The sequence below is a fragment of the Citrobacter sp. Cpo032 genome, assembly GCF_030332975.1.
In the GTDB taxonomy this organism is placed as follows: Bacteria; Pseudomonadota; Gammaproteobacteria; order Enterobacterales; family Enterobacteriaceae; genus Citrobacter; species Citrobacter portucalensis.
In genome coordinates, this window is record NZ_JAOWGU010000034.1 from 408540 (window position 1) to 431754 (window position 23215).

Here is a 23215-nt window from a genome sequence, read left to right on the forward strand (position 1 = left end):
ATTTACCATACAAAACAACAATATATTACACAACAACATTTACGGGAATGAATTATGGGAGAGGTAATTTCTCTCTGGCCATTGACGGGGATCGCCGTCATCGTGGTCGGATTTCTTTTACGTTTTAATCCGGTATTGGTGGTTATTATTGCCGGGATCGTCACGGGACTGGCGGCGCATATGCCGATCGCCACCATCCTCGAGAAGCTGGGTGAAGGTTTTCTTAACACCCGCAACCTGCCGTTTATCCTGCTGATCCCGCTGGCGGTTATTGGCCTGCTGGAACGTCACGGACTCAAAGAGCGTGCTCAGGCGTGGATTGCGAAAATCCGCAGTGCCACCAGTGGCCGCCTGCTTATTGTCTATCTGTTCATTCGCGAAGCGACCGCTGCGTTAGGGTTGACCAGTCTGGGGGGGCATCCGCAGATGGTGCGCCCGCTGCTGGCGCCAATGGCGGAAGGGGCCGCCGAGAAAAATCACGGAGAGATACCCGGCGCGGTTCGCTATCGCCTGCGCGCAATGTCAGCGGCGACCGATAACGTCGGGCTGTTTTTCGGTGAAGATATCTTTGTTGCCTTCGGCGCGATCATATTCATGCACAACTTTATGCTGGAGTCTGGAGGGATCCAGACCGAACCTCTGCATATCGCCTTGTGGGGGATCCCAACGGCAATTTGTGCTTTCCTGATCCACGGCACGCGTTTGTGGCGTCTGGATAGCTATTTGCAACGTGAGGTGGCGAAAGCAAATGCCGCAGCGAAAGGGGAAGCGAAATGAATTTTCAACAAAGCTATCTCTACTGGCTGGCAGGTGCGGTATTACTGATTGTGGCGCTGATGTCCTGGCAGGACAAAGCAAACCCGCGCCGTTTCACCACAGGTCTTTTTTGGGGCATATATGGCGTACTGTTTCTGCTTGGTGACTGGACATACTCGCTGTTTGGCGATAAACGCGCAGTGCATATTGCCGTCGGCGTTGCGGTGGTCGTGCTGGCCCTGATCGCGGGTTTTGGCGGTGTGAAGCTGGGAAGCTACCATCAACGCACGCAGCAACAGCGCGAAGAAAGCGCCAGCCGCCTGGGCAACCGCCTGTTTTTCCCAGCGTTGGCGATCCCGGTGGTAACGGTCATTGGCGTACTGATGTTCAACCATATTCCGGGCTTACAGGATGCGCTGTTCGGGCCGGGTAATCACGCCACTCTGGTGACGCTCTTTTCAATGACAGCGGGTTCGTTGATTGGTCTGGCGATGGCGATAAAAATGACCCATGAGCGGGTGCATCAACCGATTCAGGAGGCACGCCGTCTGCTGGACTCCATTGGCTGGGCGTTCATTTTGCCGCAGATTCTGGCTACGCTTGGGCTGCTGTTTACAGCGGCGGGTGTCGGTAGCGGCATTTCATACCTGACGCAGGAATATCTGGCGGTGGATAGTCGCTTTATCGCGGTGGCGGTGTACACCATCGGCATGGCATTGTTGACCATGGTTATGGGTAATGCGTTTGCTGCTTTCCCGATCGTGACCGCTGGGATTGGCATTCCGATCCTCGTACTGCAACACGGCGGCAACCCAGCGGTAATGGCGGCGATAGGTATGTTCTCCGGCTATTGTGGGACGCTGATGACGCCGATGGCGGCGAACTTTAATATTGTTCCTGCAGCGTTGCTGGAACTACCGGACAAAAATGCGGTGATTAAAGCGCAGGTGCCAACCGGCATACTGCTGCTGCTGGTCAACGTGTTCCTGATGTATTTCCTGATGTTCCTGTAAGGAGGAAGGATGAAAACAGTACTCATCACGGGATTTGAACCCTTTGGCGGCGAGTCAGTTAACCCTTCCTGGGAAGTGGTCTCGAGCCTCGACAATGCTATTATCGGTGGATGCCGCGTAATAGCCCGCCAACTACCGTGTGTCTTTGGCGAGTCTCTCGCTGTACTCAATGCCGCGATTGACGCGTTGTCGCCATCACTGGTGCTGGCGGTGGGGCAGGCGGGTGGTCGCACGGATATCACCGTGGAACGCGTGGCGATTAACGTTGACGATGCGCGTATTGCGGATAACCAGGGGCAACAGCCGGTCGATGTGCCGATTGTAGTCGATGGCCCGGCGGCATGGTTTAGTACGTTGCCGATTAAAGCGATGGTTGTCGCCATGCGCAACGCGGGAATTCCGGCCTCGGTTTCCCAGACTGCGGGTACTTTCGTGTGTAACCACGTGATGTATGGCCTGCTGCATAAACTACGCGACGTACCGGCGGTGAAGGGCGGTTTTATTCATATCCCTTATTTGCCGCAACAGGCTGCACAGCATCCCGGGGCGCCAAGTATGGCGACAGAAACGGTGCGCCGTGCGCTGGAGATTGCGATTGCCACCGCCTTGCAGGTAGAAAGCGATATTGCAGTGACGGGCGGCGCAACACATTAACAAAGGACAGTATTATGCCTGAAGGCCCGGAGATCCGCCGCGCGGCGGATAACCTGGAGGCGGCAGTCAAAGGCAAACCCCTGACGGATGTCTGGTTTGCCTTTGAGCAGTTAAAACCGTATCAATCTCAACTGATTGGGCAACGTGTTACCCAGCTTGAAACGCGGGGGAAAGCATTACTGACCCATTTTTCTAATGGCCTGACGCTGTACAGTCACAATCAGCTCTATGGCGTGTGGCGAGTGGTGGATACCGGCAAAATTCCGCAAACTTCGCGGGTACTGCGTGTCAGGCTGCAGACACACGACAAAACTATCCTGCTCTATAGCGCGTCTGATATCGAAATGCTGACGCCAGAACAGCTCTCCACCCATCCGTTCCTGCAACGGGTAGGGCCAGATGTACTGGATTTACGTTTAACGCCCGATGAGGTTAAAGCGCGTCTGTTATCTCCGCGTTTTCGCAATCGCCAGTTTTCTGGTCTGCTACTGGACCAGGCGTTTCTGGCTGGATTAGGTAACTACCTGCGGGTAGAGATCCTTTGGCAGGTTGGGTTGACCGGGCAGCATAAAGCGTCGCAGCTTAGTGATGAGCAACTGGATAAACTGGCACATGCGCTGCTTGATATTCCGCGGCTGTCTTATACTACCCGCGGCCTGGTCGATGAGAATAAACATCACGGTGCGTTGTTTCGCTTTAAGGTCTTTCATCGGGATGGCGAAACCTGTGAGCGTTGTGGTGGCATAATCGAGAAAACGATGCTCTCTTCGCGCCCCTTTTACTGGTGCCCGGGTTGTCAGCACTAAGCGGGTTGTTTTGGTGCGTGCACCGAAATAAACCGCGCGACTGCGGGGCCAGTTAACAAAATGCTGAACAGTCGCAGGGTTTGCATCGCCATGATGAGCGCCATATCAGCGTGGCTTCCTGCGGCGATCACCGCAACAGAATCCACTCCTCCAGGACTGGTTGCCAGATAGGCAGTGAGAAAGTCGATCTGCATGTAATGCGCCAGTCCCCAGGCCATGGCTGCGCAGATCGCCATCAGTGAAAAAATGGACAACAGGATCTGTGGCAGTGGTCGTAATGCCATCAAAAAGATCTGCTTGTCAAAGCCAAGACCGATTTGCCAGCCAATTGACATGTAGGCTATAGCCAGTAGCCATTCCGGCAGTTCAATCACCATCACTCCGCTTGCATTCAGCATGGCACCCACCAGCATTGGCAATAGCATAACGCCAGAGGGAATACGCAGTAGGCGTCCAGCCGTGCCGGCAACGGCGGCCAGCATCAGAGTGCTGAAAAGATTGCCGCTTAGCGGCGGAAACCAGATGATTTGTTCACTGATTGTTTGGGCCTGGCCGCCCATCACCAGCCGGGTGACCAGCGCTGCCGCGCCGACCACCAACAGTACGCGCAGATACTGCATAAACGCCACCAGCCGGATGTCGGCGCCATAATCCTGGGCCATTGCGACCATTGCCGCTGCACCGCCTGGTGACGAGCCCCACGCACCGGTATTCCCCGGTAGATTACTATAGCGAACCAGCAGCCAGCCGATTATCGCGCTGCTGATAAGGGTTGCCAGCAGGATAACAATCACCATCGGCCAGTGGGCTGCAAGGGTTGTAAAGATTGAACCAGTCAGATTTTGGGCAATCATACAGCCGAGAATCGCCTGTGCGCCAAGAAATGTGCAGCGAGGAGGATGCAGCGAGATGCCGCGCATACTGAAGATGATGCCGACGATCATCGAACCGAGCAGCAAGGGGCCTGGAAGATGGATAAACAGAAAGAGCAGGGAAAGAAGGAGCGATAGCACAAACAACAGGCTCCACTGCAAAACAGGCATCCCATGCTCCTGAGTAAAATGTGAGAAATCTCAGTAAATCATAGAGAAAGCACGATAAGAATAAAATAATGTGGATCAAATAAAAACAGGCCGGACATAGGCATCACTGCTTTATCCGGCCTGGGAGCGTTTATAACTTTAAGCCGGACAAGCGCTAGCGCCATCCGGCAGACAATTAACGCTTAATATCAGACTTAAAATCGCGCTTGTCGTAGCCGGTGTACAGCTGACGAGGACGGGCGATTTTCATGCCGTCGGTGTGCATCTCGTTCCAGTGTGCAATCCAGCCAACGGTACGTGCCATGGCGAAGATAACGGTGAACATGGAGGACGGAATACCCATCGCTTTCAGGATGATGCCGGAGTAGAAGTCTACGTTCGGGTAGAGTTTCTTCTCGATGAAGTACGGGTCGTTGAGCGCAATGTGCTCAAGTTCCATCGCCACTTCCAGCAGATCATCTTTGGTGCCCAGTTCTTTCAGTACTTCATGGCAGGTTTCACGCATGACGGTAGCGCGCGGGTCATAGTTTTTATAAACACGGTGACCAAAGCCCATCAGGCGGAAGGAATCATTCTTATCTTTCGCGCGGCGAACAAATTCCGGAATGTGTTTAACAGAGCTGATTTCTTCCAGCATTTTCAGCGCAGCTTCGTTTGCGCCGCCGTGTGCCGGTCCCCACAGGGAAGCGATACCAGCCGCGATGCAGGCAAACGGGTTAGCGCCAGAAGAACCCGCGGTACGTACGGTAGAGGTTGAGGCGTTCTGTTCGTGGTCAGCGTGCAGGATTAAGATACGGTCCATTGCGCGTTCCAGAATCGGATTCACTTCGTATTTTTCGCACGGCGTAGAGAACATCATGTTCAGGAAGTTACCGGCGTAGGAGAGATCGTTACGTGGGTACACGAACGGCTGCCCGATGGAATATTTGTAGCACATCGCTGCCATGGTTGGCATTTTGGACAGCAGGCGGAAGGCGGCGATTTCACGGTGACGTGCGTTGTTTACATCCAGCGAGTCATGATAGAACGCTGCCAGCGCTCCGGTAACACCGCACATAACGGCCATCGGGTGAGAGTCGCGGCGGAAACCGTGGAACAGACGGGTGATCTGCTCGTGGATCATGGTATGGCGAGTGACTGTGGTTTTGAACTCGTCGTACTCTTCCTGCGTTGGTTTTTCGCCGTACAGCAGGATATAACACACTTCCAGATAGTTGGACTCGGTCGCCAGTTGGTCAATCGGGAAGCCGCGATGCAGCAAAATACCTTCGTCACCGTCGATGAAAGTAATTTTGGATTCGCAGGATGCGGTAGAGGTGAAACCTGGGTCAAAAGTAAACATCCCTTTTGAGCCGAGGCTACGAATATCAATAACATCTTGACCGAGCGTACCTTTCAGCACATCCAGTTCAATAGCAGCGTCACCGTTTAGAGTGAGTTTTGCTTTAGTATCAGCCATTTACGGTCTCCTTAGCGCCTTATTGCTTAAGACTGCCGGAACTTAAATTTGCCTTCGTGCATCAATAAACCGTTACCAGTTTGTTATTTGGCTCGCCGCTCTGCGAAAGAGGGGATGACCTGGGTACAGAGCTATGGGCGCTTGCAGGTAAAACGGTCTTTTCATGGCGAATAAACTGCAAATCAAGAACTTAGCAATCCGAATTATTTAACCTGTCTATCACTAATAACTGTCCTGAAGGTATTGGTCAATACTTCCACACTGTTACATAACTAAATCTCCGGTGAAAGAGTGACCCCATAACTTTTACGCATTATATGCTTTTTCTGGTGTCGTTTGTAACAACTTTGTTTAATGATTGTCAAATCAGATGATTAAAAATTAAAATAATGTTGTTATCGTGACCTATGTCACTGTTCGGGATAAAACCCGACAAACTATATGTAGGTTAATTGTAATGATTTTGTGAACGTCCTATACTGCCGCCAGGTCTCCGGAATACCCTGCAATCCCGAGCCAACCAGCGTTGTAACGTGTCGTTTTAGCATCTGGAAGCAGTGTTTTATATGACGCGTAGTTATAGTAAGGACGCTGTCTGACCCGCACGCAGACCGGAGGAAGGAAATCCCGTCGTCTTTCAGGCTACAGGTGTCTTCATCTTCTGTACCCGAAGTCTAAAGGGAATAATAAGAACAGCATGTGGGCGTTATTCATGATAAGAAATGTGAAAAAACAAAGACCTGTCAATCTGGATCTGCAAACGATCCGGTTCCCAATCACGGCGATAGCGTCCATTCTCCATCGCGTATCCGGAGTGATCACCTTTGTGGCGGTCGGGATTCTGTTGTGGTTATTGGGTACCAGCCTTTCCTCCCCTGAAGGTTTCCTCACCGCGTCATCCATTATGAATAACTTCTTTGTGGAGTTAATTCTGTGGGGGATCCTGATTGCGCTGGCATATCACGCCGTAATGGGCATTCGCCATCTGTTGATGGATTTTGGCTATATCGAAGAAACCCTCGAAGCAGGGACACGCTCCGCCAAAATTTGTTTCGTTATCATTGTCGTGCTTTCACTTCTCGCAGGAGTCCTCGTATGGTAAGCAACGCCTCCGCATTAGGACGCAACGGCGTACATGACTTCATTCTGGTCCGTGCTACCGCTATCGTTCTGACGTTATACATCATCTATATGGTCGGTTTCTTCGCCACCAGCGGCGAGCTGACGTATGAAGTCTGGACCGGTTTCTTCTCATCGGCATTCACCAAAGTCTTCACCCTGCTGGCACTTTTCTCCATCTTGATTCATGCCTGGATCGGCATGTGGCAGGTGTTGACCGACTACGTTAAACCTCTGGCTGTGCGCCTGATTCTGCAACTGGCTATCGTTGTTGCGCTGGTGGTTTACGTCATTTATGGATTTGTTGTGGTGTGGGGTGTGTAATGAAACTGCCAGTCAGAGAATTTGATGCTGTTGTGATTGGTGCCGGCGGCGCAGGTATGCGCGCGGCGCTGCAAATTTCCCAGAGCGGTCAGACCTGTGCGCTGCTCTCCAAAGTGTTCCCAACCCGTTCCCATACCGTATCCGCGCAGGGTGGCATCACCGTTGCGCTCGGTAATACCCATGAAGATAACTGGGAATGGCACATGTACGACACCGTTAAAGGGTCGGACTACATTGGTGACCAGGACGCTATTGAATATATGTGTAAAACCGGTCCGGAAGCGATTCTGGAGCTGGACCACATGGGGCTGCCGTTCTCTCGCCTCGACAATGGCACAATTTATCAACGTCCGTTTGGCGGCCAGTCGAAGAACTTCGGCGGCGAGCAGGCGGCACGTACTGCGGCAGCGGCCGACCGTACCGGTCATGCACTATTGCACACGCTGTATCAGCAGAACCTGAAAAACCATACCACCATCTTCTCCGAGTGGTATGCGCTGGACCTGGTGAAAAACGCCGATGGCGCCGTTGTCGGTTGTACCGCGCTGTGTATCGAAACCGGTGAAGTGGTTTACTTCAAAGCCCGTGCGACCGTGCTGGCGACCGGTGGTGCTGGCCGTATTTATCAGTCCACCACTAATGCCCACATCAATACCGGTGACGGTGTTGGTATGGCTATCCGCGCTGGCGTGCCGGTGCAGGATATGGAGATGTGGCAGTTCCACCCAACCGGTATCGCCGGTGCAGGCGTTCTGGTAACAGAAGGCTGCCGTGGTGAAGGTGGCTACCTGCTGAACAAACACGGCGAGCGCTTCATGGAGCGTTATGCCCCGAATGCGAAAGACCTGGCGGGTCGTGACGTGGTGGCGCGTTCCATCATGATCGAAATCCGCGAAGGTCGCGGCTGCGACGGCCCGTGGGGTCCGCACGCCAAACTGAAACTCGACCACCTGGGTAAAGAAGTGCTGGAATCCCGTCTGCCGGGCATTCTCGAACTGTCTCGTACCTTTGCTCACGTTGACCCGGTCAAAGAGCCGATTCCGGTTATCCCAACCTGCCACTATATGATGGGCGGTATTCCGACCAAAGTAACCGGTCAGGCGCTGACCGTGAATGAGCAGGGCGAAGATGTGGTGATCCCAGGGCTGTTTGCCGTCGGCGAAATCGCCTGCGTGTCGGTTCACGGCGCCAACCGTCTGGGTGGCAACTCGCTGCTGGACCTGGTCGTATTTGGTCGTGCGGTTGGTCTGCATCTGCAGGAGTCCATCGCTGAGCAGGGTGACCTGCTGGATGCGACCGAAGATGAAATCGACGCTTCTCTGGCGCGTCTGAACCGCTGGAACGGTAACCGTAACGGTGAAGACCCGGTGGCGATTCGCAAAGCGCTGCAAGAATGTATGCAGCACAACTTCTCGGTATTCCGCGAAGGCGATGCGATGGCGAAAGGTCTGGAAGAGCTGAAAGCGATCCGCGAACGCCTGAAAAATGCCCGTCTGGACGATACCTCCAGCGAGTTCAACACCCAGCGCGTTGAGTGTCTGGAGTTGGATAACCTGATGGAGACCGCGTACGCCACTGCAGTATCTGCAAACTTCCGTACCGAAAGCCGTGGTGCGCATAGCCGCTTCGACTTCCCGGAACGTGATGATGAAAACTGGCTGTGCCATTCCCTGTACCTGCCAGAGTCGGAATCCATGACGCGACGTCAAGTCAATATGGAACCGAAGCTGCGCCCGGCATTCCCGCCGAAGATTCGTACTTATTAATGCGGAGACAGGACAATGAAACTCGAGTTTTCAGTTTATCGCTATAACCCGGATGTTGACGACGCTCCGCGCATGCAGGATTACACCCTGGAGGCGGAAGAAGGGCGCGACATGATGCTGCTGGATGCCTTGATGCAGCTGAAAGAAAAAGATCCGTCGCTGTCGTTCCGCCGCTCTTGCCGTGAGGGGGTTTGTGGCTCCGACGGTCTGAACATGAACGGCAAAAATGGACTGGCCTGTATCACTCCTATTTCTGCGCTGAATCAGCCGGGCAAAAAAATTGTCATTCGCCCGCTGCCGGGTTTACCGGTTGTGCGCGATTTGGTGGTAGACATGGGGCAATTCTACGCACAGTATGAGAAGATTAAGCCTTACTTGTTGAATAATGGGAAAAATCCGCCGGCTCGTGAGCATTTACAAATGCCAGAGCAGCGTGAGAAGCTCGATGGGCTGTATGAATGTATTTTGTGTGCATGCTGCTCAACGTCCTGCCCATCATTCTGGTGGAACCCGGACAAATTTATTGGCCCGGCAGGCCTGCTGGCAGCGTATCGCTTCTTAATTGATAGCCGCGATACCGAGACCGACAGCCGCCTGGAAGGTTTAAGTGACGCTTTCAGCGTATTCCGCTGCCATAGCATCATGAACTGCGTCAGCGTATGTCCGAAAGGACTGAACCCGACGCGCGCCATCGGCCATATTAAGTCGATGCTGCTCAAACGTAGTGCGTAAGTTGTTGTAGTGGTTGCCGGATGGCGACGTAAACGTCTTATCCGGCCTACAGGTACAATCCCGTAGGCCTGATAAGTGAAGCGCCATCAGGCAAATTGTTAATGTAGGAAACCTCTAAAAACTGCCACATGATTAGACAGTTTTTAAAGGTTCCTTCGCGAGCCAAACAAAAAGAGCTCGCAAGTGAACCCCGGCACGCACATCGGTGTGCGTGGTAGTATCCACGGCGAAGTAAGCATACAAATGCTTAAGGGATCACGATGCAGAACAGCGCTTTGAAAGCCTGGTTGGACTCTTCTTACCTCTCTGGTTCTAACCAGAGCTGGATAGAACAGCTCTATGAAGACTTCTTAACCGACCCTGACTCGGTAGATGCTAACTGGCGTTCGACGTTCCAGCAGTTACCTGGTACCGGAGTCAAACCGGATCAACTTCACTCAAAAACACGTGATTATTTCCGTCGACAGGCGTTGATTACCCCACGTTACTCTTCTTCTATTTCCGACCCTGATGCCAATGTGAAGCAGGTTAAAGTCCTGCAGCTCATTAACGCCTATCGTTTCCGCGGTCATCAGCATGCGAATCTTGATCCGCTGGGACTGTGGCAGCAAGAAAATGTGGCCGATCTGGACCCGTCTTTCCACGATCTGACCGATGCGGATTTCCAGGAAAGCTTTAACGTAGGTTCTTTTGCCGGCGGCAAAGACACGATGAAGCTGAGTGACCTGGTTGTTGCGCTGAAACAAACCTACTGCGGCCCAATTGGCGCCGAGTATATGCACATCACCAGCACCGAAGAAAAACGTTGGCTTCAGCAGCGTATCGAGTCTGGCCGTGCCGCATTCAGTAGCGAAGAGAAAAAACGCTTCCTCAGTGAACTGACCGCAGCAGAAGGTCTGGAACGCTACCTGGGCGCTAAGTTCCCGGGCGCGAAACGCTTCTCGCTTGAAGGCGGCGATGCGTTAATCCCAATGCTCAAAGAGATGATCCGCCACGCCGGTAACAGCGGTACCCGTGAAGTGGTACTGGGCATGGCGCACCGTGGTCGTCTGAACGTTCTGGTTAACGTATTGGGCAAACGCCCGCAGGAACTGTTCGACGAATTTGCGGGCAAACATAAAGAACACCTCGGCACCGGTGACGTGAAGTACCACATGGGCTTCTCATCAGATATCGAAACCGAAGGCGGTCTGGTACACCTGGCGCTGGCGTTTAACCCGTCGCACCTGGAAATCGTTAGCCCGGTGGTTATCGGTTCCGTACGTGCACGTTTGGATCGTCTGGACGAACCGAGCAGCAATAAAGTCCTGCCAATCACCATTCACGGTGATGCGGCAGTTACCGGGCAGGGCGTGGTTCAGGAAACCCTGAACATGTCGAAAGCGCGTGGTTACGAAGTGGGCGGTACCGTTCGCATCGTTATCAACAACCAGGTGGGCTTCACTACGTCTAACCCGCTGGATGCGCGTTCTACACCGTACTGTACCGACATCGGTAAGATGGTTCAGGCGCCGATTTTCCACGTGAACGCGGATGACCCGGAAGCGGTCGCTTTCGTGACGCGTCTGGCGCTGGATTTCCGTAATACCTTTAAACGCGATGTCTTTATCGATCTGGTGTGCTACCGCCGTCACGGCCACAACGAAGCCGACGAGCCGAGCGCAACCCAGCCGCTGATGTATCAGAAAATCAAAAAGCATCCGACCCCGCGCAAAATCTACGCTGATAAGCTGGAAACGGACAAGGTCGCCACGCTGGAAGATGCGACCGAGATGGTCAATCTGTACCGTGACGCGCTGGATGCTGGCGAATGCGTAGTGAAAGAGTGGCGTCCAATGAACATGCACTCCTTCACCTGGTCGCCGTACCTCAACCACGAGTGGGATGAAAACTACCCGAACAAAGTTGAGATGAAGCGTCTGCAGGAGCTGGCAAAACGCATCAGCACTGTACCTGAAGCGGTTGAAATGCAGTCGCGTGTTGCCAAGATTTACGGCGACCGCCAGGCCATGGCCGCAGGCGAGAAGCTGTTTGACTGGGGGGGTGCAGAGAATCTGGCTTACGCCACGCTGGTTGACGAAGGCATTCCGGTCCGTCTGTCGGGTGAAGACTCCGGTCGCGGAACCTTCTTCCACCGTCACGCGGTGATTCATAACCAGGCGAACGGTTCAACCTACACGCCGCTGCAGCATGTGCATAACGGACAAGGCACCTTCCGCGTATGGGACTCCGTGCTGTCTGAAGAAGCCGTGCTGGCGTTCGAGTACGGTTATGCCACAGCAGAACCGCGCACGCTGACCATCTGGGAAGCACAGTTCGGTGACTTCGCTAACGGTGCACAGGTCGTTATCGACCAGTTCATCTCTTCCGGCGAGCAGAAATGGGGCCGTATGTGTGGTCTGGTTATGCTGCTGCCGCACGGCTATGAAGGTCAGGGTCCGGAGCACTCCTCCGCGCGTCTGGAACGTTATCTGCAACTTTGCGCTGAGCAAAACATGCAGGTTTGCGTCCCGTCTACCCCGGCGCAGGTTTACCACATGCTGCGTCGTCAGGCGCTGCGCGGTATGCGTCGTCCGCTGGTGGTGATGTCACCGAAGTCGCTGCTGCGTCATCCGCTGGCGGTGTCTACGCTGGACGAACTGGCAAATGGTACTTTCCTGCCAGCCATTGGCGAAGTAGATGAACTTGATCCTAAAGGCGTGAAGCGTGTCGTGATGTGTTCTGGTAAGGTTTATTACGACCTGCTGGAGCAACGCCGCAAGAACGACCAAAAAGATGTCGCCATTGTGCGCATCGAACAGCTCTATCCGTTCCCGCATAAAGCGGTGCAGGAAGCGCTGAAACCATTTGCTCATGTACATGATTTTGTCTGGTGCCAGGAAGAGCCGCTCAACCAGGGCGCATGGTACTGCAGCCAGCATCATTTCCGTGAAGTAATTCCATTTGGGTCAGCTCTGCGTTATGCAGGTCGCCCGGCCTCTGCCTCTCCGGCAGTAGGGTATATGTCCGTTCACCAGAAGCAGCAACAAGATCTGGTAAATGACGCGCTGAACGTCGATTAAATAAAGGATAAATAATGAGTAGCGTAGATATTCTTGTTCCCGACCTGCCTGAATCCGTAGCGGATGCAACGGTTGCAACCTGGCACAAAAAACCGGGCGATGCAGTACGTCGTGATGAAGTACTGGTAGAAATCGAAACTGACAAAGTGGTACTGGAAGTACCGGCATCAGCGGACGGTATTCTTGATGCGGTTCTGGAAGATGAAGGGACAACCGTCACTTCTCGCCAGATCCTCGGTCGCCTGCGTGAAGGCAACAGCACCGGTAAAGAAACCAGTGCTAAGTCTGAAGAGAAAGATTCTACTCCGGCACAGCGCCAGCAGGCGTCTCTTGCTGAGCAGAACAACGATGCCCTGAGCCCGGCGATCCGTCGCCTGCTGGGTGAGCATAACCTCGAAGCCAGCGCTATCAACGGCACCGGTGTCGGCGGTCGTATCACCCGTGAAGATGTTGAAAAACATCTGGCGAAAGCTCCGGCTGCGAAAGCCGAAGCAAAAGCGCCGGCTGCAGCACCTGCACCGCAGGCTCAACTGGGCGCGCGTGGCGAAAAACGTGTTCCGATGACCCGTCTGCGCAAACGCGTAGCCGAGCGTCTGCTGGAAGCGAAAAATTCCACCGCCATGCTGACCACGTTCAACGAAGTCAACATGAAGCCAATCATGGACCTGCGTAAGCAATACGGTGATGCGTTCGAGAAACGCCACGGTATCCGTCTGGGCTTTATGTCTTTCTACGTGAAAGCGGTTGTTGAAGCGCTGAAACGCTATCCGGAAGTGAACGCGTCCATCGACGGCGATGACGTGGTTTACCACAACTACTTTGATGTCAGCATGGCGGTCTCCACGCCGCGTGGCCTGGTCACGCCGGTCCTGCGTGATGTGGATCTGCTGGGTATGGCTGACATTGAGAAGAATATTAAAGAACTGGCAGTTAAAGGTCGCGACGGCAAGTTGACGGTTGAAGATCTGACGGGTGGTAACTTCACTATCACTAACGGTGGTGTGTTCGGTTCCCTGATGTCCACGCCGATCATCAACCCACCGCAGAGCGCCATCCTGGGTATGCATGCCATCAAAGATCGTCCGATGGCGGTAGACGGCAAGGTTGAAATCCTGCCGATGATGTATCTGGCGCTGTCTTATGACCACCGTCTGATCGATGGTCGTGAGTCAGTAGGCTTCCTGGTAACTATTAAAGAGTTGCTGGAAGATCCAACGCGTCTGCTGCTGGACGTGTAGTTAATAAGAGTATCACCTGCCCCGTAGGTCTGGACGCTTATCAGACCTACGGGTAAAAGATAACGATTACCTGAAGGATGGACAGAACACATGAACTTACATGAATATCAGGCAAAACAACTTTTTGCCCGCTATGGCTTACCGGCACCGGTGGGTTATGCCTGTACTACTCCGCGTGAAGCCGAAGAAGCTGCATCTAAAATCGGCGCTGGCCCGTGGGTAGTGAAATGTCAGGTTCACGCTGGTGGCCGTGGTAAAGCGGGCGGTGTGAAGGTGGTAAACAGCAAAGAAGACATTCGCGCTTTTGCTGAACACTGGCTGGGTAAACGTCTGGTCACTTACCAGACAGATGCTCATGGCCAACCGGTAAATCAGATTCTGGTTGAAGCCGCGACCGACATTGGTAAAGAACTTTACCTCGGCGCAGTTGTTGACCGTAGCTCCCGTCGCGTGGTCTTCATGGCCTCTACCGAAGGCGGCGTGGAAATCGAAAAAGTAGCGGAAGAAACCCCGCACCTGATCCACAAAGTGGCGCTCGATCCGCTGGCAGGTCCGATGCCTTACCAGGGCCGTGAGCTGGCGTTCAAACTGGGTCTGGAAGGTAAACAGGTTCAGCAGTTCACCAAGATCTTCATGGGTCTGGCGACTATCTTCCTGGAGCGCGATCTGGCGCTGATCGAAATCAACCCGCTGGTGGTGACCAAGCAGGGTGACCTGATCTGCCTCGACGGCAAACTGGGCGCTGACGGCAACGCACTGTTCCGCCAGGCTGACCTGCGCGAAATGCGCGACCAGTCTCAGGAAGATCCGCGTGAAGCGCAGGCTGCACAGTGGGAACTGAACTACGTCGCACTGGACGGTAACATCGGTTGTATGGTTAACGGTGCGGGCCTGGCAATGGGCACCATGGACATCGTTAAGCTGCACGGCGGCGAACCGGCTAACTTCCTCGACGTTGGCGGCGGTGCGACCAAAGAGCGTGTAACCGAAGCGTTCAAAATTATCCTCTCTGATGACAATGTTAAAGCCGTACTGGTTAACATCTTCGGCGGTATCGTACGTTGCGATCTGATCGCTGACGGTATCATCGGCGCGGTAGCAGAAGTAGGTGTAAACGTTCCGGTCGTGGTACGTCTGGAAGGTAACAACGCTGAACTCGGCGCGAAAAAACTGGCTGATAGCGGCCTGAATATTATTGCAGCGAAAAGTCTGACGGATGCAGCTCAGCAGGTTGTTGCCGCAGTGGAGGGGAAATAATGTCAGTTTTAATTAATAAAGATACCAAGGTTATCTGCCAGGGCTTCACCGGTAGCCAGGGGACATTCCACTCCGAACAAGCGATCGCTTACGGTACGCGAATGGTCGGTGGCGTTACGCCGGGCAAAGGCGGCACCACGCATCTGGGTCTGCCAGTGTTCAACACCGTACGTGAAGCGGTAGAAGCGACCGGCGCAACTGCCACCGTTATCTACGTTCCGGCGCCGTTCTGCAAAGATTCCATTCTGGAAGCAATCGATGCAGGCATCAAGCTTATCATCACCATCACCGAAGGTATCCCAACGCTGGATATGCTGACCGTGAAAGTGAAGCTGGATGAAGCTGGCGTACGCATGATCGGCCCGAACTGCCCAGGCGTTATCACTCCGGGTGAATGTAAAATCGGTATCATGCCGGGCCACATTCACAAGCCGGGTAAAGTGGGTATCGTTTCCCGTTCAGGTACCCTGACCTATGAAGCGGTTAAGCAGACCACCGACTACGGTTTCGGCCAGTCTACCTGTGTGGGTATCGGCGGCGACCCGATCCCAGGCTCTAACTTCATCGACATCCTGAAGCTGTTCCAGGAAGATCCGCAGACTGAAGCGATCGTCATGATCGGTGAGATCGGCGGTAGCGCGGAAGAAGAAGCAGCTGCTTATATTAAAGATCATGTGACCAAGCCGGTTGTGGGTTACATCGCGGGTGTGACTGCGCCGAAAGGTAAGCGTATGGGTCACGCGGGTGCGATCATCGCGGGTGGTAAAGGTACAGCGGATGAGAAATTCGCTGCGCTGGAAGCCGCAGGCGTGAAAACTGTTCGTAGCCTGGCCGATATCGGCGAAGCGCTGAAAACCGTTATTAAGTAAGAAATAAAAAAACAGCCCTGACTCTCTGCATAGTCAAGGGCTGGTCCCGTTTCGACATGGTTGGCCATCTGATGATGGCCTTTTTTTTGCCGGGAATTTAGCGTTCAGCCAGCGTTTTCAACCAGCGAATTCCACTTTCCGGTGAGGTCATTACCGGCACCGGCGGGGAAGGGAGCTGTTGTAAAACGCGCGCCATCGAAGCCTGCGCCAGCATCACGACATCCGCCTGGGTAAAGGCGCTCTGTAACCCTTCACTGACGATACGGTCATGGGTATCCATATCTCCCGCCAGCAGCGCGTGGAATGCATCCTCCATTAATACAGGCGTAATGGTTCGTGATTTACCGCTTTGCTGAACTTTACGCTGGACGTAATCCAGCGTTGGCTTCAGCGTGGTTGCCACGGTTGCTAACACGGCGATCCGTTCGCCTTTTTCAATCGCCTCTTCCACCATCGCGCAGTCAATGCGCGCGAGCTGGAGTGGGGTCATAAACTGGCATTGCTCCACCGCAGTACCAATTGAAGAGCAGGCGGTAATAAAGATATCGCAGTCCGCCTTTTCAGCAATATGCACATAGTCGGCGATGCGGGCGGCAATATTTGGCGATACGCCTCCGGCTTTCATCACCTGTTTAATCATAGATTCTTCAACCAGGTGCATCACTTCGACCTCCGGCATGATGTCGGCGATCAGCTGTTGCATTATCGCAAGCGTGGCTGCACTGGTATGCAGCATGGCGACCTTTTTCATTGGGCAATCTCCTTAAGTAACGTTTCCGCGACGGACAGCGCCGCATCATGATCTTCCTGCGCGGATAAACCGCCCACCGCGACGGCTCCAAGGCATTTCCCCTGGTGCAGAATCGGGATCCCGCCCGGCAGCGCCGTAAAACGCGGATCGGCAAAATAGCTAATATCCAGCTGCTCTTTTTGCAGACGCTGTAAAAATGCCTGCGTGGTGCAGCCCAGGCGGCTGCTGGTGCGCGCTTTACGCTGGGTTAACTCGATGGTTAACAGTTTGGCGTTATCCATCCGCGCAAAGCTGAGCAGTTCTCCATTGGCATCGCATACGGCCACGCTTAACGGGCGATTTGCATAACGTGTTTCGGCGAGTTCGAGCGCATAGGTTACGGCGCGCAGGGCGTGTCCCAGAGTGAGAGTTGTCATCGTGATTATCCTTTCGACAGATTTTCGCAAGCAGGTTGAACGGGATCTTTGGCTGCTGCTACCTGCGCCTGTCTGGCGTCTTTTTTGCGCCAGTAGTTAGCGAGCAGCGATCCGCTAACGTTACCCAGCGGTGTCATCACCGCTGATGCGAGTCCAACCGTTGCCAGTTTGCCCATCGCGGCGGCAAGCCCTGACGCCATACCGCCGTTTTGCAGGCCGACTTCAAAGGCCACGGTACGGGCAGACTGCACGTCCATGCGGAAGATCCAACGGCTCATCAGATAACCAATCAGGAAGCCGCCGAGGTTATGCATCAACATGGCGAAGCAGAGCAGGAAACCGACCTGCACCAGGTTGTCGCGCCCGGCGGCGGCGGCGGTGGTGGTAAAGAAAATGATCCCCATCATTGAGATGGTTGGCATGACCTTCTTCACGCCCGCCACGCGGCCATACAGCCAGTTGTAGAACAATGCCCAAACGAGGCCGCCTGCTACGAAGTTGAGGACCACCGCGTACATCTGCGCTTCGGCGCTGGCATGACCAAACAGCGCGTCCCAGCCGCCGGCAATCATATACAGCAGCCAAATTGCGCCGATCCCGGCCAGCATCTGGACAACACGGCGTCCGCGCACGCCTGCATAGGTTTTCAGATAGTCATGCAGAATTGCTGCTCCGATGGGAATTAATACGATTTTCACCACGTCCATCACCATCGCGGTGAGCTGGATATCGATCATCGAACCCGCCAGCAGATTAACCCACAGTGGCGTCATTACCGTTGCCGCCAGCGTTGAGACTGCGGCGATTGACACCGCCAGCGCGAGGTTGGCGTTGGCGATGTAAACCATCACCGTCGACGAGAGACCGCTGGGGCAAGCGCCAATCAACAAAATGCCCACCGCCACTTCAGGCGGAAAATCAAAGATCAGGGTAATGCTCAGGCCGAGCAGGGGCATGATCACGAAATGGCAGAAGGTACCGATAAAAACTGCCCACGGCATTTTGGCGACATCAATAAAATCCTGGATCGTTAGCTTGGTGCCCATGCTGAACATGGTGGCCTGAATCACAAGGAACACGATCCATTTATGAGTGATATTGAAACCGCCCCAGACGATCAGATCCGTAGACCAGGTCATGGCGGCAACAAAACCAGCGATGATCCACAGCGTAAACTGATAGCTGCGTAAACCAGGCCAGTAGCCTGCACCGGCGGCGAATCCGACGGTGAACATCACCAGCCCCGGCTGCCACAGCGCCGTGGACTGGATGAGCGCGCCGATAATCGCCAGCACCACGCCCGCAACGCTGACGCCGAGTCCGGTTTTGTGAATAACAGTGGTCATAGTCATGTTGAAATGTCCTTGCTGTTGTTATTGCTGCCGGGGTGGAATAGATAACATGCGCCGCGCAATTTCCGGCGTAGCAACTTTTTTATCCATACTGCGAATGAGCGTAGCGAGTTTGGCTACCTGCTGATAATTATGCTGCGCTTTTTCTTCGGCGCTTAAATAATAACTATCTTCATAGCCGATTCGCACTTCACTGGCACCCATAGCGACCGCGGCAGCGATAATATCGAAATTCCTTCTGCCAAAATGAGTAATTCCCCATAAGGCGTCGCGTGGGATCATGCTACGCAGAGCAATTAATGCATCAACGGTTGCAGGCGTACTGCCGCGGTGACCGAGAACAATATTAAAGAGCATAGGTTTTTGAAATTTTATTTTATCTTCAAGGTTCAGGATGTTATTAATCATGCCGATTTCAAAAACTTCAAACTCTGGAATAATATTGCGTTCAGTTATTTGCCGTGAACAATATTCCACGTCCGGACCGGGATTAAAATACACCGCATCACCGAGGTTAACGGAACCGACGTTCAGCGAAGCCATCTCCACGCCGGGGCAGGCCAGTGGCGCGCAGCGCTCGGCGATGGACATCGAAGAGACGCCGCCGGTAGAAGCCTGAATAATCAGGTTTGAATGGCGCATAACGCGGTCAATTGTTGCCTGAAAGTCGGTAGTATCTGGCGTCAGGCGTCCCTGTTTATCGCGAACGTGTAAATGGACGATGGACGCGCCATGTTCTACGCTGGCGAGTATTTCCTGCGCCAGTTCTTCGGGTATAACTCTGGGGCAATCCGCGGCAACGGGTGCCAGCGAAATAATAACAGTATCCGACATTTTTCCTCCGGTACAGAGATATTAAAATTATAGGTAAGGCGTTATCCAGCGTAATGATTCCGGCCCTGATGTTGATGGTTGATATTCACAGCCAATCCAGCCCTGGTAATTCATTTTTCTTATAAAATTAAACAGCCATGCTTCATTTAACTCCCCGGTTCCCGGTTCATGGCGATAAGGAACAGAAGCGATTTGAAAATGTTTAATAAGGGTAAAATAGCGTTCGATATTTTTCGCCACGTTGCCATGAGTTTTCTGACAGTGGTAAATATCAAACTGTAAGCCGATATTCTTCTTACCAACCTCGTGAATGATAGATTCAGCCAGCGGGAAACTGTCAATAAAATAACCGGGCATATCCTGCGAATTTAATGGTTCAATCAGTACATCGATTTCCGCGTCTGCCATCACATCGCAGGCGATGCGCAGTCGATTCGTCAGGAGGTCGCGCTGGGCGTGCAGCGTCAGGTCATTGCAGCGCAAGCCGGACATAACGTGAACCCGGCGACAACCCAGTGCCGTGGCGTAATCTCGCGCCACGTTCAGGCTGTGATGAAATTCCTGGTCTCGACCGGGCAATGCTGCGAGTCCCCGTTCACCCTGTGCCCAGTTGCCAGCCGGGGCGTTCATTAGCACCACCGGCAGAGAAGTTTCCCGCTGAGCGGCCCGCAAATGCTCCAGCGGGTGCTGCCAGAGAAACAGCCCTTCTACGCCGCGAAAACCGGCTGCTTTTGCCGCCTGAAATCGACCCGCTATCGGTAAATCAGTAAATAACCAGTCGAGGTTAGCCGCTAACTTCAGCATGGCGTGCACCCTCCCGGCCATCAACCAGATGCAGCTTAACGCCCTGGCTGACAATAGTCTGCTGCGCATTTTCCGGTAACCGGTTATCAGAAATAATGTCGGTTAACTGCTCCAGCCCACAGATGTGGAACATGCCGTATTTGCCAAATTTACTGCTGTCACAGACCAGCACCCGACGCCGGGAGACGGTAAGCACCGCTTCTTTGACTGAGGCTTTCCCTTCACTCGGCGTCGACATGCCGCGCTCGGTATCCCACGACGATGAACTGAGAAACGCCACATCAATATTAATGGTGCGCAGAAAACTGGCGGCGCTTTTGCCAAGACATGAGCGGTTACGCTGATCCACCAGACCGCCGGTGTGATAGAGCGTAATGTGTGGCATATCCATCAGATAGTGGCTGATGGAAAAATCGTTGGTGACTACCGTCAGATTGAAACAGTGGCTGGCGGCTACCGCTTTCGCCACTTCAAACAACGATGTTCCGGCATCCAGATACAGCGTTTGTCCGGGCTCAATGAGCATTGCGGCGAGCTGGCCCATTTTGCGCTTCACATCATGATTCAACTCGGCTTTTTCCCGCCACGGCAGTTCGGATTTCAGCAGGTTATTGAGCTTCACGCCGCCGTTAATGGCGATAACTTTGCCTTCTTCTTCCAGCAACTGAATGTCGCGACGTACGGTCATATGCGACACGCTCATTAGATCTGCCAGTTCATTAAATGAGGCGGCATTTTTTTCGTGCACGTAGCGGTAGATAAAATCACGTCGTTGCTCGGGGATCATCATGTCACCTCACGCTTGCCGGGAATGTTCAAGTTCGGCCACCGCCTCTTCTGAGAGCGGAACATAGCCGAGCGGTTTTAATGTCAGCCAGATGCGGGCGCTGTCTTCCAGTTCCTCGGCGTTAAACACCGCCTCACGCAGCGAGCGACCGCTTACTACCGGCCCGTGATTGGCCAGCAACGCAGCCGTATGATCTGCCGCGATTTCACTCAATGCGCTGGCAATGCCTTCATGGCCGGGCTTGAAATAAGGCAGCAGCGGTAGCTGTCCGACGCGCATCACATAGTATGGCGTTAGTGGCGGTAGACAGTTTTCTGGTGTGGAGCAAGGCAGACAGGAGAGCGCGGTCAGCCATGGAGAATGCAGGTGCACAACCGCGCCGCAGGATGGCCGATGCCGATACCACGCCAAATGCATGGGCACCTCTTTTGACGGTTTGTCGCCGCTAAGATGCACGCCGTTGGCATCCAGCCTACTTAGCGTGGCAGGATCAAGCTCACCCAGGCAGGAGTTGGTCGGGGTCACCAGATAGCCGCCATCCGGCAATTTGACGCTGAGGTTGCCGGAGCCGCCGCTGCTGTAACCACGCATAAACAAGGAACGGCCATAGTGGACGAGTAGTTCGCGTAGTTGGTGTTCACTCACCGGATTCATAATGCGTACTCCTGGGCTGTAAAAAAGAAATCTTCGTCACCAAAGTTGCCTGACTTCAGCGCCAGCGCCAGACCGGAGGAAAATACCCACGGCACGCCAGGCGCAATGGCTTTGCCAACGGACAGACGCTTCACCTGCAGTGCCTCTACCACGGTGCCGGATGTTTCTCCGCCTGCGACGATAAAGGTGTTTACACCTGCAACTTGTAGCTTTGCGCTCAGTCGGGAAAAAGCGTGTTCGATCGCCTGGCTGGCAGTCTGTTCGCCGTACTCTTGTTGAATGCGTTGGAGTACGTCTGGCGGCTGGGTGGCGTATATCATCGGCGCGAATGGGTCGTTGATATGCGTCATCGCCCAGGCACACAGTTCATCAGTGTAGTGTTCTGTATCAGACAGGCAGCGGGCCACGTCGAGTACACGAGAGGCTGCTGCGGCCTTATAGCGATTGACCTGACGATTACTCATTGCAGAACAGCTACCGGAGAACACCACCGTTTTAGCGGGTAGTGGAAAAGCGTCCGGCGGCATGGTTTGCTGAGTTCCGGTGCAGGCGGCCAGTGCGCCACCGAGCCCGGAGCCCCCGGCTAACAGAGGGCTGGCATGGAGTGCCTGCGCCAGCGTGGTGAGATCTGCTTCATCCAGCGTATCGACGATAACGTGACGCGTACCTTCAGCCTGAAGTTGGGCCAGAGCGTCAGTGACCGCTTCCACACCTTGACGCAGCGTCGTGAGGTTGATGCAACCAACCTTGCCTGGCGTTTGCGCGCTCAACAGGCGCGGCAGGCTGGCATCGGTCATAGGATTAAGCGGATGCTTTTCCATCCCGGATTCGTTAAGCAGTACGCCGTTTACAAAAAGATGGCCATGCACCACCGTGCGCCCGTTTTGCGGCAGGGCGGGGCAGTGGACGATCACGGGTGTACGCAGGTCGTTCATCAACGCATCGCTGACCGGTCCAATATTGCCTGTTGGCGTGGAGTCGAACGTCGAACAATATTTAAAATAGATCTGGCGGACACCTGCCTTTTGTTTCAGCCAGCGGGCACAGGACAGAGATTGTGCGATGGCCTGTTCTGCGGGTAATGAGCGGCTTTTCAGCGAGATGACGATAGCGTCAACCTCTTCATTCCAGCATTGAGTGGTATCAGGCATTCCGGGCAGGAGTGCAACGCGCCACCCCTGCTGCGCCATAAAGCTTGCAATGTCCGTTGCGCCGGTGAAATCGTCGGCGATAACGCCTGTGGTGACGGCCATGGATCAACTCCGTTCAGATTGTTTGCTAATTGAACATATTATTCAGGAGGGACTTTCACATTCACATGATGATTATCACAAATAAGCACATCATTGATTCACAGTAAAAATGAGTAATCTATTGAAAATAATGGATAAAGATGTTTGGTGTTGCGAAAAGAGTCTCACAAGAGAGTGTGAAGATTCGTTAATCTTTGAGAAAGCGAAGTCAGTAGTATGCAGCGGAGTATTATCGAGGTCGCTTTAACTCTCTTGCCAATTGATCA

Annotated in this window: 22 protein-coding genes and 1 pseudogene; 12 read left to right on the forward strand and 11 right to left on the reverse strand. The window is 53.7% G+C overall.

Features of this window, described 5'->3' with window-relative positions; all coding sequences use genetic code 11:
• The first annotated feature begins 54 nt into the window (after positions 1-54).
• The 4 genes from OGY33_RS03945 to nei are packed head-to-tail and all read left to right on the forward strand — an operon-like array spanning position 55 to position 3229.
• Positions 55-777 (forward strand): DUF969 domain-containing protein, encoded by a 723-nt coding sequence (locus tag OGY33_RS03945; protein WP_003831395.1) that lies wholly within the window; start codon positions 55-57, stop codon positions 775-777.
• On the forward strand, positions 774-1769 hold the full coding sequence (locus OGY33_RS03950; RefSeq protein WP_032942722.1) for a DUF979 domain-containing protein: 996 nt from the start codon (positions 774-776) through the stop codon (positions 1767-1769). Before OGY33_RS03945 ends, OGY33_RS03950 begins: the two co-directional genes overlap by 4 nt.
• A gap of 9 nt (positions 1770-1778) precedes the next feature.
• Positions 1779-2423: a pyroglutamyl-peptidase I gene (gene pcp, locus OGY33_RS03955; RefSeq protein WP_003831398.1), complete on the forward strand. Its 645-nt coding sequence runs from the start codon at positions 1779-1781 to the stop codon at positions 2421-2423.
• Between the two features lie 14 nt (positions 2424-2437).
• Complete coding sequence (gene nei, locus OGY33_RS03960; protein ID WP_048214670.1) at positions 2438-3229, forward strand: endonuclease VIII; 792 nt, start codon at positions 2438-2440, stop codon at positions 3227-3229.
• Here nei and OGY33_RS03965 read toward each other — a convergent pair.
• From OGY33_RS03965 to OGY33_RS03975, 3 genes and pseudogenes are all read right to left on the reverse strand, one after another.
• The gene (locus tag OGY33_RS03965; RefSeq protein WP_191238750.1) at positions 3226-4272 is read right to left on the reverse strand and encodes an AbrB family transcriptional regulator; all 1047 of its coding nucleotides are present in this window, start codon (positions 4270-4272) and stop codon (positions 3226-3228) included. The two genes, nei and OGY33_RS03965, sit on opposite strands and share 4 nt — an antisense overlap.
• A 175-nt stretch (positions 4273-4447) precedes the next feature.
• Positions 4448-5731 carry a citrate synthase gene (locus OGY33_RS03970; protein ID WP_008784136.1) on the reverse strand — a complete coding sequence of 428 codons (1284 nt, stop codon included), beginning with the start codon at positions 5729-5731 and terminating at the stop codon, positions 4448-4450.
• Positions 5732-5934: 203 nt separating this feature from the next.
• Positions 5935-6045: pseudogene (locus OGY33_RS03975) on the reverse strand (hypothetical protein).
• A gap of 383 nt (positions 6046-6428) precedes the next feature.
• Here OGY33_RS03975 and sdhC point away from each other — a divergent pair.
• The 8 genes from sdhC (at position 6429) to sucD (ending at position 16098) form a co-directional block, all read left to right on the forward strand.
• Positions 6429-6833 carry a succinate dehydrogenase cytochrome b556 subunit gene (gene sdhC, locus OGY33_RS03980; protein ID WP_003831406.1) on the forward strand — a complete coding sequence of 135 codons (405 nt, stop codon included), beginning with the start codon at positions 6429-6431 and terminating at the stop codon, positions 6831-6833.
• The gene (sdhD, locus tag OGY33_RS03985; RefSeq protein ID WP_003831408.1) at positions 6827-7174 is read left to right on the forward strand and encodes a succinate dehydrogenase membrane anchor subunit; all 348 of its coding nucleotides are present in this window, start codon (positions 6827-6829) and stop codon (positions 7172-7174) included. The genes sdhC and sdhD overlap by 7 nt, the downstream gene beginning before the upstream one ends.
• Entirely contained in the window at positions 7174-8940 is a 1767-nt protein-coding gene (sdhA, locus tag OGY33_RS03990; protein ID WP_003831409.1) for a succinate dehydrogenase flavoprotein subunit, read from the forward strand. Before sdhD ends, sdhA begins: the two co-directional genes overlap by 1 nt.
• A gap of 15 nt (positions 8941-8955) precedes the next feature.
• A complete protein-coding gene (sdhB, locus tag OGY33_RS03995; RefSeq protein WP_003022921.1) occupies positions 8956-9672 on the forward strand; it encodes a succinate dehydrogenase iron-sulfur subunit SdhB in 717 nt (238 codons plus the stop codon).
• A 260-nt stretch (positions 9673-9932) separates the two neighbouring features.
• Positions 9933-12734 carry a 2-oxoglutarate dehydrogenase E1 component gene (sucA, locus tag OGY33_RS04000; protein WP_168978499.1) on the forward strand — a complete coding sequence of 934 codons (2802 nt, stop codon included), beginning with the start codon at positions 9933-9935 and terminating at the stop codon, positions 12732-12734.
• A 14-nt stretch (positions 12735-12748) separates the two neighbouring features.
• The gene (gene odhB / locus OGY33_RS04005) at positions 12749-13972 is read left to right on the forward strand and encodes a 2-oxoglutarate dehydrogenase complex dihydrolipoyllysine-residue succinyltransferase (protein ID WP_003022925.1); all 1224 of its coding nucleotides are present in this window, start codon (positions 12749-12751) and stop codon (positions 13970-13972) included.
• A gap of 90 nt (positions 13973-14062) precedes the next feature.
• Positions 14063-15229 carry an ADP-forming succinate--CoA ligase subunit beta gene (gene sucC, locus OGY33_RS04010; protein WP_003022927.1) on the forward strand — a complete coding sequence of 389 codons (1167 nt, stop codon included), beginning with the start codon at positions 14063-14065 and terminating at the stop codon, positions 15227-15229.
• On the forward strand, positions 15229-16098 hold the full coding sequence (gene sucD / locus OGY33_RS04015) for a succinate--CoA ligase subunit alpha (protein WP_191238749.1): 870 nt from the start codon (positions 15229-15231) through the stop codon (positions 16096-16098). The genes sucC and sucD overlap by 1 nt, the downstream gene beginning before the upstream one ends.
• A 97-nt stretch (positions 16099-16195) precedes the next feature.
• On the opposite strand, the gene OGY33_RS04020 is transcribed toward sucD, so the two are convergent.
• The 8 genes from OGY33_RS04020 to otnK are packed head-to-tail and all read right to left on the reverse strand — an operon-like array spanning position 16196 to position 22949.
• Positions 16196-16849 (reverse strand): aspartate/glutamate racemase family protein, encoded by a 654-nt coding sequence (locus OGY33_RS04020; RefSeq protein ID WP_048214664.1) that lies wholly within the window; start codon positions 16847-16849, stop codon positions 16196-16198.
• The gene (locus OGY33_RS04025; RefSeq protein WP_032942726.1) at positions 16846-17265 is read right to left on the reverse strand and encodes a GlcG/HbpS family heme-binding protein; all 420 of its coding nucleotides are present in this window, start codon (positions 17263-17265) and stop codon (positions 16846-16848) included. Before OGY33_RS04025 ends, OGY33_RS04020 begins: the two co-directional genes overlap by 4 nt.
• Before the next feature lie 5 nt (positions 17266-17270).
• Positions 17271-18617 carry a bile acid:sodium symporter family protein gene (locus OGY33_RS04030; protein WP_020996543.1) on the reverse strand — a complete coding sequence of 449 codons (1347 nt, stop codon included), beginning with the start codon at positions 18615-18617 and terminating at the stop codon, positions 17271-17273.
• A 21-nt stretch (positions 18618-18638) separates the two neighbouring features.
• On the reverse strand, positions 18639-19451 hold the full coding sequence (locus tag OGY33_RS04035; RefSeq protein WP_008784143.1) for a beta-keto acid cleavage family enzyme: 813 nt from the start codon (positions 19449-19451) through the stop codon (positions 18639-18641).
• Between the two features lie 27 nt (positions 19452-19478).
• Positions 19479-20255 carry a hydroxypyruvate isomerase family protein gene (locus OGY33_RS04040; protein ID WP_100272753.1) on the reverse strand — a complete coding sequence of 259 codons (777 nt, stop codon included), beginning with the start codon at positions 20253-20255 and terminating at the stop codon, positions 19479-19481.
• Positions 20236-21045 (reverse strand): DeoR/GlpR family DNA-binding transcription regulator, encoded by an 810-nt coding sequence (locus OGY33_RS04045; RefSeq protein ID WP_008784145.1) that lies wholly within the window; start codon positions 21043-21045, stop codon positions 20236-20238. Before OGY33_RS04045 ends, OGY33_RS04040 begins: the two co-directional genes overlap by 20 nt.
• 6 nt (positions 21046-21051) lie before the next feature.
• Complete coding sequence (otnC, locus tag OGY33_RS04050) at positions 21052-21696, reverse strand: 3-oxo-tetronate 4-phosphate decarboxylase (RefSeq protein ID WP_008784146.1); 645 nt, start codon at positions 21694-21696, stop codon at positions 21052-21054.
• Positions 21693-22949: a 3-oxo-tetronate kinase gene (gene otnK, locus OGY33_RS04055; protein WP_191238748.1), complete on the reverse strand. Its 1257-nt coding sequence runs from the start codon at positions 22947-22949 to the stop codon at positions 21693-21695. The genes otnC and otnK overlap by 4 nt, the downstream gene beginning before the upstream one ends.
• Positions 22950-23215: the final 266 nt, after the last annotated feature.